The sequence below is a fragment of the Acinetobacter sp. XS-4 genome, from assembly GCF_023920705.1.
Taxonomy (GTDB): Bacteria; Pseudomonadota; Gammaproteobacteria; order Pseudomonadales; family Moraxellaceae; genus Acinetobacter.
In genome coordinates this window covers 526369-539993 of the sequence record NZ_CP094657.1, presented here as the reverse complement: position 1 = coordinate 539993, position 13625 = coordinate 526369, and the positions used below count along the sequence as shown (strand labels likewise).

At 39.6% G+C, this 13625-nt stretch carries 8 protein-coding genes, 2 tRNA genes and 3 rRNA genes; 6 read left to right on the top strand and 7 right to left on the bottom strand.

Going from position 1 to position 13625, the window contains the following annotated elements; genetic code table 11:
• The first annotated feature begins 184 nt into the window (after window positions 1-184).
• The 3 genes from MMY79_RS02680 (at window position 185) to MMY79_RS02670 (ending at window position 3537) form a co-directional block, all read left to right on the top strand.
• Window positions 185-520 carry a TIGR01244 family sulfur transferase gene (locus MMY79_RS02680; protein ID WP_016137245.1) on the top strand — a complete coding sequence of 112 codons (336 nt, stop codon included), beginning with the start codon at window positions 185-187 and terminating at the stop codon, window positions 518-520.
• 363 nt (window positions 521-883) lie between these two features.
• Window positions 884-2080, top strand: coding sequence for a hypothetical protein (locus MMY79_RS02675; RefSeq protein WP_252613413.1), 1197 nt, complete (start codon window positions 884-886; stop codon window positions 2078-2080).
• Window positions 2081-2166: 86 nt separating this feature from the next.
• Window positions 2167-3537: a dihydrolipoyl dehydrogenase gene (locus MMY79_RS02670; RefSeq protein ID WP_252611786.1), complete on the top strand. Its 1371-nt coding sequence runs from the start codon at window positions 2167-2169 to the stop codon at window positions 3535-3537.
• A 226-nt stretch (window positions 3538-3763) separates the two neighbouring features.
• Here MMY79_RS02670 and MMY79_RS02665 read toward each other — a convergent pair whose 3' ends face one another.
• The 6 genes from MMY79_RS02665 to MMY79_RS02640 all read right to left on the bottom strand — a co-directional run bounded on the left by MMY79_RS02665 (window position 3764) and on the right by MMY79_RS02640 (window position 9734).
• Window positions 3764-4081 carry a nuclear transport factor 2 family protein gene (locus tag MMY79_RS02665; protein WP_252611785.1) on the bottom strand — a complete coding sequence of 106 codons (318 nt, stop codon included), beginning with the start codon at window positions 4079-4081 and terminating at the stop codon, window positions 3764-3766.
• A 309-nt stretch (window positions 4082-4390) separates the two neighbouring features.
• A 5S ribosomal RNA gene (gene rrf / locus MMY79_RS02660) occupies window positions 4391-4505 on the bottom strand.
• A gap of 179 nt (window positions 4506-4684) precedes the next feature.
• Window positions 4685-7577, bottom strand: a 23S ribosomal RNA gene (locus MMY79_RS02655).
• Between the two features lie 351 nt (window positions 7578-7928).
• A tRNA-Ala gene (locus MMY79_RS02650) sits at window positions 7929-8004 on the bottom strand.
• Between the two features lie 56 nt (window positions 8005-8060).
• Window positions 8061-8137 (bottom strand) — tRNA-Ile (locus tag MMY79_RS02645).
• 59 nt (window positions 8138-8196) lie between these two features.
• Window positions 8197-9734: ribosomal RNA gene (locus MMY79_RS02640) — 16S ribosomal RNA — on the bottom strand.
• Together the 16S, 23S and 5S rRNA genes with 2 tRNA genes alongside form the textbook arrangement of a ribosomal RNA operon.
• A gap of 583 nt (window positions 9735-10317) precedes the next feature.
• Here MMY79_RS02640 and MMY79_RS02635 point away from each other — a divergent pair.
• From MMY79_RS02635 to MMY79_RS02625, 3 genes are read left to right on the top strand one after another with little or no spacing between them, the layout of a single operon-like run.
• On the top strand, window positions 10318-10821 hold the full coding sequence (locus tag MMY79_RS02635) for a YfiR family protein (protein ID WP_252611782.1): 504 nt from the start codon (window positions 10318-10320) through the stop codon (window positions 10819-10821).
• 5 nt (window positions 10822-10826) lie between these two features.
• Window positions 10827-12050, top strand: coding sequence for a diguanylate cyclase (locus MMY79_RS02630; protein ID WP_252611780.1), 1224 nt, complete (start codon window positions 10827-10829; stop codon window positions 12048-12050).
• A 14-nt stretch (window positions 12051-12064) separates the two neighbouring features.
• Entirely contained in the window at window positions 12065-12544 is a 480-nt protein-coding gene (locus MMY79_RS02625; protein WP_016140166.1) for an OmpA family protein, read from the top strand.
• A 52-nt stretch (window positions 12545-12596) separates the two neighbouring features.
• Here MMY79_RS02625 and MMY79_RS02620 read toward each other — a convergent pair whose 3' ends face one another.
• Window positions 12597-13607 (bottom strand): metallophosphoesterase, encoded by a 1011-nt coding sequence (locus tag MMY79_RS02620; RefSeq protein ID WP_252611778.1) that lies wholly within the window; start codon window positions 13605-13607, stop codon window positions 12597-12599.
• Window positions 13608-13625: the final 18 nt, after the last annotated feature.

The following is a 13625-nucleotide window of genomic DNA, read 5'->3' as shown; positions in this document are numbered from 1 at the left end:
CTCCGTTGAAATAGAATATGAATAACCAATTTTAAAATAGCGTGATGATCATTTTTAAAATTTATAACTTAGCTATAAGACATAACTTTCTCAGTCAGAACAACACAAGAGTGTCTTGTATCTCAGGTTAAGCTTAATGCTATGATACAGCATAAGAGGTTTTGTTAAATTTTGGAGTGACGAAATGTCAGATAATGTTGGTTTCGCAGGTCAAATTGGTCCAGAGCATGTTGGCCAAGTTGTAGAAAAAGGATTTAAATCGATTATTAATAATCGACCAGATATGGAAGGCGGCCCAGAACAGCCTACAAGTGCTCAAATTGAAGAAGCAGCACGCCAAGCAGATTTAGACTATGTTTATCAACCAGTTGTAGCTGGCCAAATTACGGAACTCGATGTACGTACTTTTGCTAATCATTACAATGAGTTGCCAAAACCTATCCTTATGTTCTGCCGCACAGGAAACCGTTCAAATAATCTATATCAATTAGCAAAACAGATGGACTTATTAGACGACTAAGTTTAATAAATTAATATTCTATAAAACCCTATTTCTTCTTTTAAATAGGGTTTTTGATAAATTATTTTGCATATCTCTGCACGAATTCAACAGAACTAAAAATAATATTGATCTAAAGTATTTAAATCTTTTTGACTCATTTATTAATTTTTATGAATAAATTTATATTCGCTCTTTTAAGCTGTTTAATTCTTACAGCGTGCTCTTCAATGCAAGTAAAACCTACAGTTGGAGTAACTATGGGTACAAGAATTTAATTAGCTAACCGCTCATAAATATAATGAGCAACCTCATGAAATATATGTTATTTTATAAATCTAAAAAATTATTTTAAATAACTTATCATTTTAATTGGGGATAATGATGAAACTTACTCATGGGGTATGTGGGATTACTTTGGCTGCTTTTTTGACAGCTTGTGGTGGAGGTGGCGGTGATGGCTACTATAACCAAAATTCAGATTCTGGCTCTACAACAACTCCAACCACACCATCAACAGATCAAGAGTTGGCTACTTCTGTTTTAAATAGCGTAAAGCAAGAAGGAAAATATTTATTTGGTGCCTATGATATTAATAATGAAAAGCTATCAAAAGGTTACATTGATCACGCATTAGATACCTTTGCCCAAGGTCCACTCAAGTTAACATTAGATATTCGAAAAGTAGATCTTACCAAGTACTCCGACCACTATCGTGAAAAATGCTTTATTAAGAGCACTACAGACTACCGCGCCTGCTATGTATTTAAAGGTGAAGAAATTAAAACTTTACTCACTGATTATAGTGACTGGGACTTTGATATTACGGCAGATGATTTAAAAAATATTAAACTGGCGAACGACAATATATCTCCGAATTTAGAGGACTATCAATCAAATACCAGAATTTATATTTTTCAAAATGAAAATAATGATAAAAACTTCCAAGATGTGACAATTACTGGAGCCTTTGCGTATCCATTCCAACAGTCATGGGGACTTGAACAAACCAAGCAAAAAAGATTCGTATTAATTAATTCAACAACAAGTGACTATAAAATCACTACAACGACTGTTGTTCAAGATCCAGAGACAGGCCAACCGACTGAAAAAGAAGTTACTACCGGTGCAATGAGTGTATATAAAGATAATACATCAATTGATGGTGATCTCTACGTAGTTCAAGGTGGTTCTGGCTTCAACGTACTTATTAATGATAACCCTAATGTTCCTTTTGCAGAGCCAATTTCATTTGTTGTGAACTCAACTCCAGGCAATACGAACAATGCGACATACAAAGTAAAATCAGGTAATCAGCAAATATTAAGTCTACCAAGTATTACTAGCCTTGAAGGAAGTCGCGTTGAGAATGAGCCATCAACAACAAACGCACAAAAATTTAATGGCAGTATTTATTTAGAAGGACAAAATATTTTTACTTTTAAGCAAAGTTTGAATGGAACTACACTAAACTTTAAGCATGTCATTAATGGTATAAGCATCGAAGGTCAGTCTACTAATCAAAATGGGACTGTTTCAACCACTTTAAAAACACCTTTTACGCAAAATTTTACATTTTAAAGCTAAATAATTAGAATCAAACCCTCTGTTCAAGAGGGTTTTTCTATATATTCTAAATATCTATTAAATAAAATAGCTTAATGAAAATGTTCGATATTATTATCATTGGCGCAGGTACTGCTGGTATCAGCGCATATAAAGAAGCCGTTAAACATACCAATAATATTTTAATTATAAATGATGGACCATGGGATACCACTTGTGCTCGTGTAGGCTGTATGCCAAGTAAAGTTCTCATCTCTACAGCAAACCGTATGTTTGACATTCAAAATGCTCAAGAGGTTGCTTTGGAGATATCTGCAAAAATTAATACAGATCAAGTGATGCAGCACGTACAAACCTTACGTGATCGTTTTACGCAAGCAACTTTAAAAGATGTAGAACAATGGCCTTCTGAACATAAAATTTCTGGTAAAGCACATTTTATTGATTCACAAACTGTAGAAGTTAATGGTCAACAGTACCAATCAAAAAGTTTTATTCTAGCTGTTGGCTCCACACCCAATTATGATAAAAATTGGAAGGAAGAACTTGGTAATCGGCTTATAACAACAGATCAAATATTTGAGTTACAAACACTCCCAAAATCTATTGCTGTCATTGGTAGTGGTGTAATTGCCCTTGAGATTGCTCAAGCAATGCATCGTTTAGGTGTAGAAACTACAATCTTCGCTCGCAGTAAAAGAATTGGGGTACTTACTAGCTCAAAACTTCAACAGCTTGCACAAAGAGAGCTAAGCAAAGAGTTAAAAATTCTATTCGAAACTCTCCCCAATGAAGTTAAATGCAGTCATGAAAATGCTTTATTAACTTACCAGCTTAATGAAGTAGAGAAAACTCTCAAAGTTGAATATGTTTTAGCGGCAACAGGTCGTACAAGTTTACTTGATACTTTAAAACTAGAAAATATTGATAACTCTTTTAAAGATACTAAGTTATTACCTATAAATGCAAAAACCAAGCAGTTAGATACATATCCAATTTTTATTGTTGGTGATGCTTATACTTCAACACCATTACAACATGAAGCAGCACATGAAGGAAAAAAAGTTGTTCATAACTGTTTGAATTATCCACAAGTTAATTCAGTTAAAACACTTACTCCATTGGGGATTGTATTTAGTCATCCTGAAATGGCAATCGTCGGGCAAAGTTATAAACAACTAAAAGATAACGGTATAGACTTTATTACAGGTGAAGCCTCTTATGAACGGCAAGGAAGAGCTATAGTTCTTGGGAAAAACCAGGGAGGTATTGAAGTTTATATAGATAAAGAAAGTCAAAAGCTTCTCGGTGCTGAGTTATTTACAGAAGCTACAGAGCATATGGCTCATCTATTAAGCTGGATAATAGGCGAGGAATTGACTTTAAATGACATTCTAGAGAAGCCTTTCTATCACCCGACTCTAGAAGAAGGTCTTCGCACTGCTTTAAAACATGCTCGCCGACAGTTATAAATATAATTTCATCAATTAGATATCTTTGTTGATTAGCTAGAGTGTTATGTCCTTATTAGATTCGGAATAATTCTGAATCCTTATAGGTCTGCCAGCTAAACAGGAAAGTAGGAAATATTAAATTTTAGAAAAATTTATATTTTTAAGATAATAAAACTTCTTCTATGAGGGACTAAAGTATAAATAATCAATTTTTTTATTTATGCATGCAGATATCTACAATTAATCATTTGATATAACTAGAATTTTTATATTTTAATGTACCATTTTCTAATATTAATGTAGATTTCGTTACACTATTGCTTGTAACCACTTCTTTATAATTTCCTCTTTCTAACAAAAACTTAGTTTCACTTTCTAACACTACTTCTGCTGACTGCTTATTTTCAGATATATAGAGAGATCTGATCTTAACATTATGAAGAATTTTGGAAGCATTAATAAAAGTTATCATTATTCCCTCTTTATAACTATCTTTAGTGAGAGGTGTACCATCCTTCTTAGAACCCAAAAAATCTTCTGACAATAAGGCCATAAAGCTCATTATTTCCTTGTTTTGTACTGATGTTTTTTCTTTTTTAAAAGATTTAAAACTAATTGTTCATCAATAGATTCAGCTGAATAACTATTAAAAGCAAAACAAGCAAATAAAAAACTATTATTCTCATAAAATACCTAAATTAAAATTATAAAAGGAAATTAAGATATTATTTATTGGTTTATACTTTCATATTTTGCCTATTTTTTCATCTTTTTGATGAAATTTTTATATAAAATCAGCGTACTTAATTCATTAATTTCCGCGCACAAAAAAACACCCCCAACGATTAAGTAGGGGGTGTTTAGAATAATGAGCTGGCGATGACTTACTCTCACATGGGAAACCCCACACTACCATCAGCGCTAAGAGGTTTCACTTCTGAGTTCGGGAAGGGATCAGGTGGTTCACTCTTGCTATGGTCGCCAGCACAACTGGTATGGATACTTGCATTGGTCTTAATGTGCCGATGCGTTTTCCAAAACTTTACAGATGGGCTGATTGAATCTTACTTTATTTGTTCATTTTAGCTAAGCATATAACTAAATCAAGTTGCTTTGTACATTAATGAATCGATTGATGCTTTATATACAACTGCTTGGGTGTTGTATAGTCAAGCCTCACGAGCAATTAGTATTGGTCAGCTTCACATATCACTATGCTTCCACATCCAACCTATCAACGTCCTAGTCTCGAACGGCTCTTTAGAGGACATAAAGTCCTAGGGAAATCTTATCTTGAGGTAGGCTTCCCGCTTAGATGCTTTCAGCGGTTATCCCTTCCGAACATAGCTACCCGGCGATGCGACTGGCGTCACAACCGGTACACCAGAGGTTCGTCCACTCTGGTCCTCTCGTACTAGGAGCAGATCCTCTCAAATTTCCAGCGCCCACGGTAGATAGGGACCGAACTGTCTCACGACGTTCTAAACCCAGCTCGCGTACCTCTTTAAATGGCGAACAGCCATACCCTTGGGACCTGCTTCAGCCCCAGGATGAGATGAGCCGACATCGAGGTGCCAAACACCGCCGTCGATATGAACTCTTGGGCGGTATCAGCCTGTTATCCCCAGAGTACCTTTTATCCGTTGAGCGATGGCCCTTCCATACAGAACCACCGGATCACTAAGACCTACTTTCGTACCTGCTCGACTTGTGGGTCTCGCAGTTAAGCGCGCTTTTGCCTTTATACTCTACGCGTGATTTCCGACCACGCTGAGCGCACCTTCGTACTCCTCCGTTACTCTTTAGGAGGAGACCGCCCCAGTCAAACTACCCACCAGACATGGTCCTCGCCCCGGATTACGGGGCAGAGTTAGAACCTCAACATTACCAGGGTGGTATTTCAAGGACGGCTCCATTGGAACTAGCGTTCCAACTTCAAAGCCTCCCACCTATCCTACACAAGTAAGGTCAAAGTTCAATGTCAAGCTGCAGTAAAGGTTCACGGGGTCTTTCCGTCTAGCCGCGGGTACACTGCATCTTCACAGCGATTTCGATTTCACTGAGCCTCTGCTGGAGACAGCGCCGCCATCATTATGCCATTCGTGCAGGTCGGAACTTACCCGACAAGGAATTTCGCTACCTTAGGACCGTTATAGTTACGGCCGCCGTTTACTGGGGCTTCGATCAAGAGCTTCGCTTACGCTAACCCCATCAATTAACCTTCCAGCACCGGGCAGGCATCACACCCTATACGTCCACTTTCGTGTTTGCAGAGTGCTATGTTTTTAATAAACAGTTGCAGCGGCCTGGTTTCTGTGGCTGTCATCAGCTCAGGAAGCAAGTTCCATCACCAACAACAGCGTACCTTCTCCCGAAGTTACGGTACCATTTTGCCTAGTTCCTTCAGCAGAGTTCTCTCAAGCGCCTTGGTCTACTCGACCTGACCACCTGTGTCGGTTTAGGGTACGATTCCTGTGTAACTGAAGCTTAGAGACTTTTCCTGGAAGCATGGTATCAGCCACTTCGCTGTACAAGTACAGCTTGCTATCAGATCTCAGCATAGAGCACCCCGGATTTGCCTAAGATGCATGCCTACTTCCTTTCACCTGGACAACCAACGCCAGGCTGACTTAACCTTCTCCGTCCTCTCATCGCATTACACAGAAGTATTGGAATATTAACCAATTTCCCATCGACTACGCCTTTCGGCCTCGCCTTAGGGGTCGACTCACCCAGCCCCGATTAACGTTGGACTGGAACCCTTGGTCTTTCGGCGAACGGGTTTTTCACCCGTTTTGTCGTTACTCACGTCAGCATTCGCACTTCTGATACCTCCAGCATACTTCTCAATACACCTTCATCGGCTTACAGAACGCTCCCCTACCACTTGACTTAAAGTCAAATCCGCAGCTTCGGCACATAGTTTTAGCCCCGTTACATCTTCCGCGCAGGCCGACTCGACTAGTGAGCTATTACGCTTTCTTTAAAGGGTGGCTGCTTCTAAGCCAACCTCCTAGCTGTCTATGCCTTCCCACATCGTTTCCCACTTAACTATGATTTTGGGGCCTTAGCTGGCGGTCTGGATTGTTTTCCTCTTGACTACGGACGTTAGCACCCGCAGTCTGTCTCCCGGATAGTACTCATAGGTATTCGGAGTTTGCATCGGTTTGGTAAGTCGGGATGACCCCCTAGCCGAAACAGTGCTCTACCCCCTATGGTATTCGTCCGAGGCGCTACCTAAATAGCTTTCGGGGAGAACCAGCTATCACCAGGCTTGATTAGCCTTTCACCCCTATCCACAAGTCATCCCCTGGCTTTTCAACGACAGTGGGTTCGGTCCTCCAGTTAGTGTTACCCAACCTTCAACCTGCTCATGGATAGATCGCCTGGTTTCGGGTCTATACCCAGCAACTAAACGCCCTATTAAGACTCGATTTCTCTACGGCTCCCCTATACGGTTAACCTCGCTACTGAATATAAGTCGCTGACCCATTATACAAAAGGTACGCAGTCACCGAACAAGTCGGCTCCCACTGCTTGTATGCATGCGGTTTCAGGATCTATTTCACTCCCCTCACAGGGGTTCTTTTCGCCTTTCCCTCACGGTACTGGTTCACTATCGGTCAGTCAGGAGTATTTAGCCTTGGAGGATGGTCCCCCCATATTCAGACAAGGTTTCACGTGCCTCGCCCTACTCGTCATCATTATGTGTGCCCTTTCGTGTACGGGAATATCACCCTCTACGTTCGCACTTCCCAGAGCGTTCCACTAAAACACACATAACTTAATGGGCTGATCCCCGTTCGCTCGCCGCTACTAAGGGAATCTCAATTGATTTCTTTTCCTAAGGGTACTGAGATGTTTCACTTCCCCTCGTTCGCCTTGCAACACTATGTATTCATGTTGCAATACCTACCTTAAAGTAGGTGGGTTCCCCCATTCAGAAATCTCCGGATCAAAGGATATTTGCCGCCTCCCCGGAGCTTATCGCAGGCTATTACGTCTTTCATCGCCTCTGACTGCCAAGGCATCCACCACATGCACTTAATTACTTGACTATACAACCCCAAACAGTCGTCAACACCTACAAGTGAGTGTTGTCCGTGCGATTCTTCATCGCTACTATCTGTTGCCTGTGTACTTAAACACTGTACAGCTTCAATCTAATTCATATACCAAAACGCTTGATTCAGTTAATTTGCTAGTTCTCAATTCATTTAGATCAATTGCTTAATCTAAACTCTTGAGTGAACAATTTATTTCAGACTCAATTTTGCCAATCTGTTAATGAATAAACACGCCTTCGTCAGGTCATGCTTAATACCGTGATACTTAAATCACAGAAGTTAATAAACTAAGATCTAAATCTCTATTTACTAATTTCTGTAATCCGAACTTCTCTTAAGTTCTGGTGGAGACTAGGAGAGTCGAACTCCTGACCTCCTGCGTGCAAAGCAGGCGCTCTACCAACTAAGCTAAGTCCCCAGCTTACATCATCAGTTCTGTATCTTCTTTTCTATAACTTCAACCAGTCAAAGTCATGGTGGGTCTGACAAGACTTGAACTTGTGACCCCACGCTTATCAAGCGTGTGCTCTAACCAACTGAGCTACAGACCCTCAGATACATCTATGAAGAACAACTTGTTGTGGATTCTTACCAATCGTCAATCTTTCGTTAAGGAGGTGATCCAGCCGCAGGTTCCCCTACGGCTACCTTGTTACGACTTCACCCCAGTCATCGGCCACACCGTGGTAAGCGTCCTCCTTGCGGTTAGACTACCTACTTCTGGTGCAACAAACTCCCATGGTGTGACGGGCGGTGTGTACAAGGCCCGGGAACGTATTCACCGCGGCATTCTGATCCGCGATTACTAGCGATTCCGACTTCATGGAGTCGAGTTGCAGACTCCAATCCGGACTACGATCGGCTTTTTGAGATTAGCATCCTATCGCTAGGTAGCAACCCTTTGTACCGACCATTGTAGCACGTGTGTAGCCCTGGCCGTAAGGGCCATGATGACTTGACGTCGTCCCCGCCTTCCTCCAGTTTGTCACTGGCAGTATCCTTAAAGTTCCCGACATTACTCGCTGGCAAATAAGGAAAAGGGTTGCGCTCGTTGCGGGACTTAACCCAACATCTCACGACACGAGCTGACGACAGCCATGCAGCACCTGTATGTAAGTTCCCGAAGGCACCAATCCATCTCTGGAAAGTTCTTACTATGTCAAGGCCAGGTAAGGTTCTTCGCGTTGCATCGAATTAAACCACATGCTCCACCGCTTGTGCGGGCCCCCGTCAATTCATTTGAGTTTTAGTCTTGCGACCGTACTCCCCAGGCGGTCTACTTATCGCGTTAGCTGCGCCACTAAAGCCTCAAAGGCCCCAACGGCTAGTAGACATCGTTTACGGCATGGACTACCAGGGTATCTAATCCTGTTTGCTCCCCATGCTTTCGCACCTCAGCGTCAGTGTTAGGCCAGATGGCTGCCTTCGCCATCGGTATTCCTCCAGATCTCTACGCATTTCACCGCTACACCTGGAATTCTACCATCCTCTCCCACACTCTAGCTAACCAGTATCGAATGCAATTCCCAAGTTAAGCTCGGGGATTTCACATTTGACTTAATTAGCCGCCTACGCGCGCTTTACGCCCAGTAAATCCGATTAACGCTTGCACCCTCTGTATTACCGCGGCTGCTGGCACAGAGTTAGCCGGTGCTTATTCTGCGAGTAACGTCCACTATCTCTAGGTATTAACTAAAGTAGCCTCCTCCTCGCTTAAAGTGCTTTACAACCATAAGGCCTTCTTCACACACGCGGCATGGCTGGATCAGGCTTGCGCCCATTGTCCAATATTCCCCACTGCTGCCTCCCGTAGGAGTCTGGGCCGTGTCTCAGTCCCAGTGTGGCGGATCATCCTCTCAGACCCGCTACAGATCGTCGCCTTGGTAGGCCTTTACCCCACCAACTAGCTAATCCGACTTAGGCTCATCTATTAGCGCAAGGTCCGAAGATCCCCTGCTTTCTCCCGTAGGACGTATGCGGTATTAGCATTCCTTTCGAAATGTTGTCCCCCACTAATAGGCAGATTCCTAAGCATTACTCACCCGTCCGCCGCTAAGTGATAGTGCAAGCACCATCACTCCGCTCGACTTGCATGTGTTAAGCCTGCCGCCAGCGTTCAATCTGAGCCATGATCAAACTCTTCAGTTAAAAATCATTTTGCACCTTATTAAAGACAAGGTGCCAATTCTGGCTCATCAATTTTCTGACTTAAATTTCGCTCAAATAAACTTCGAGTAATTTAAACCAATCAATCAATGATAATATTTCGATCAATCAATCAGTAAAAATCCACACAAGTTGTTCTTCATAATTTCTTAATGATCTTCTTCCTGGTTCGTCACCAGCAAGCTAGGTCGGCTATATTACTCTTAATCTCTTAAAAGTCAACAGGTAATTTCGATATTTTCAAAACTTATTCTCAAAACCAACTTCTCATCAAATTCACTACCTAAAGTAATCAACTTAATTCCAAGTAACTGTTTTTCAACAAGTTCTTATCTGCATCACCGCCGATGGATGTGCATTATAGAGGATTAATAACCCTTTGCAAGGGGTATTTCTGCCTTTTTCTATCGAGTGCCGATTTTTTCTTCTATTTCTAAGAAAAAGTGATATATATGCCTTTTTTTTAGGCGTTTTAGTCGACTTGAGATGAGATATTAAACTTTTTTTACTTAATCAACTTCATGTAGAATAGATTATTCGTGCAATAGTTTGGCATTAACTCACCATGTGGCAGTTCGCTAAAAAAGTATTTGTTTGCATACTTGTAGTGTTTGCTACGAGTGGGCCTTGTTATGCCAATTCAAAACATAACTTCTATGTGCTTACTTTATCTATTCTAAGCTACAGTAAATGGGAGAATGTAAATACTCCTACCCTTTGTGTTATTGATAATCCCTCCATTACATCTACCTTTCAATCTTATATCCAGCAAATGTCTTATAATTATCGTGTTCAAACTGTAAACGCGAAAGATTTTGCTCGGTCACATTGTCAGGCTGTTTATTTCTCTACTACTACGCCACAGCAACAACAAAGTCTTATTCAGAACTATCCTTACCGTTCTTTACTTTCTTTAAGCATTAATAATCCAGAGTGCGAAATAGGAAGTATCTTTTGTTTATATAATCAAAATAATTACACTACCTTTAAAGTTAACTTAGATGCTTTAAGTCACTCCAAAGTTCATATTGATCCGAGAGTATTGCTCTTGGCTAAGAATGCGGAGTAAGGGCCATGATATCAAAGTTGTATCAGTCCACTTCATTGCATGCTTTATTTAGAAAATCTCAATTTACTATTTTTGCAATTACTTTTTTTATCTGTTCTTTTACGTTTGTATCGATTTCTGTTTTTACAATGGAAACTTACGCCAAACAAAATTTGCAATTGCTTAGCCATACACTACTAGAGCGTATTCAGCCCGCAGTTGTATTTAATGATAAAATTACGATAGAGCAAATTTTGAATGAATATACGAATGATCATTCAATTCGTACTATTCATATTTATGATTCAGAACATCATTTAATTGCACAAAGTTTTAAATTATCAAGTCAAACTTCAATTTTGGAGGGTTGGTTTGATCATTGGTTTTTAAATGAACCCGTTCATCTTACGATTTACCATCATGAACAAAATGTAGGTGAACTCACCCTTTTTGGTAGTTCCGAAAAAATATTGCAGTTCCTCAAAATGATTATGGTAGGGCTGGCAATTGCGATGTTGTTTATCGTTTGCGCTTTGTGGTGGTCAGTAAACTTAACTTATCGTCAAATTATGCAAGCTATTTATCCACTTACCAATATTGCTCAAATTGTAAGTGAACAAAAAGCTTATAATCTTCGTTTTCCTTATAATCGAATTAAAGAATTTCAAGATTTAAATACCGTTTTTAACGAGTTACTTGAAGAAATTCAGATATGGGATAACCAGCTACAAAAGGAAAATCGTAAATTATCTTTTCAGGCTCATCATGACCAACTCACCTTGTTGCCTAATAGACATTATTTCTATCAGATTCTCTTAGACATGTTTGAAGATAAGGGTTTTGACAATAAGTCTGCGTTATTATTCATAGATAACAATAACTTCAAATCGATTAATGATCAGTTTGGCCATTTAGCTGGTGATGAAGTTTTAAAAGAAATGGCGAATCGTCTGCAAACTCGTCTACGCCATCAAGATTTTATTGCGCGTTTAGGTGGCGACGAATTTGCTGTCATTTTGCATTCCATTAGTCATGCTGATCATTTAATATCTATTGCTGAAAATTTACTCGAAAGCTGTAAAGAACCTTTGCATCTGAATGGTCAAACCATTTACTTCAGTTTTAGTGTAGGTATTGCTTTATCACAATTTGCATCTAGCCCCGAAGATTTCATTATGCAAGCAGATCAGGCAATGTATAAGGCTAAAACTTCGGATGAACACTGGTTTATCTATAAACCTGAAAATTAAATTTAGGCTAATCTATGAATACAAGATCGTTAAAACTCTCCTTTATTGCATTGCTATGCATTACTCTTGCAGGGTGCCTGAGTTTTGGTCCATTAAAATATCGTCAGGTAAAATTGCTTAAGAAAGAAGGTTTTGTTCTTACTAATGAAGGATGGACTCTGGGTTTACCTGAACGTTTGTTATTTGACTTTAATAATGCAGAGTTAAAACAGAGCCATGAAGCTGAGTTAGTACGTCTAGCAAATCAATTGAATAAATATGATCTGAATAAATTGAAAATTGTTGGTCATACTGATGATGTTGGTGATGCAGCTTATAATCAAAAGCTGTCTGAAGAACGTGCACAAAGTGTGGCAAATCTTTTCTTAGCTCGCGGGTTTAAGAAAGAAAATATCTATGTGATTGGTCGTGGTTCAACGCAACCTTATGTTCCAAATACAACCAATGAAAATCGTGCGATTAACCGACGTGTTGCCATTGTCGTTATTCCATAAGTAAGTTTAATTCATAAAAAAGCCAATCCTCTGTGATTGGCTTTTTTATGAATTAAACTAATTCAATAATATCAATGGTTGGCGGTACTCTAAAACGTAAAGGAATTCCAACCATTCCCGTGCCAACGGTAACAAAGACGTCCGCATGTTCGTGAGAGTAAAATCCGCGTTTGTGACCTAAAATTGATACTTTTTTCATAATATAGTTAGTTAACCATGGAAGCTCCACCTGCCCTCCATGTGTGTGTCCTGACAACATTAAAGGACGATTTGGTAATTTAGGCACCATATCGACCGTATCTGGATTATGAGACAAAATTAACCAAGGTTTGTCTTGGGGTAAATCTGGCATAGAACGCATATCTGTTTTTCCAGCCCAAAGATCACCAATACCAATCAAACGAAATTCTTCAAAATCAACTATTTTGCCTTCAATGTCGACAACTTCATTATAAAACAAGGCATCTTTTAATAATTGTTGAATAGGTGGTCCAGGATATTGCTCATCATGATTACCAGGGACAGAGTAAACAGGTGCCTGAATTTCTTTTAAAACACTCAATTCTTGAATCAGCCTATCTTCTGGCTCATAGGTCCAGTCACCTGCCACAACCACTAAATCTGGTTGTTGCTCATTTAATTTTTTAACTATTGTTTTTAACTGGCGCTCATGTCCAGAAAACAAACCAATATGTAAATCTGCAATTAAGGCTACTTTTACAGGTTTAGTAAAACTACGATCTGGATTTAAGCGATATTGATGAGTATCAACACGTACTAGATGAGGTTCAATAAATCGAGCGTAAATTAAAACGCCACTTAAGAAAAAGATAAAAATACCTTGATGAATTGAGTAGTAACCAATCCAAGCAGCATATAAATTAAAAAACCAGAGCGGAATAAGTAAATAAGAGAGATAAAATGCGAGTAAATGCACAAAAGCTTTAAATGGATGAATCGTCTCGGTCCGAGATTGATGAATCCAAGCCTCAGAAATTCCCCATAGAGCAAGTATTGAAAAAATAAAGTAAAAACAAAAAATAATTGAATTTGGATTCCACATTACGACTCTCGACTTATC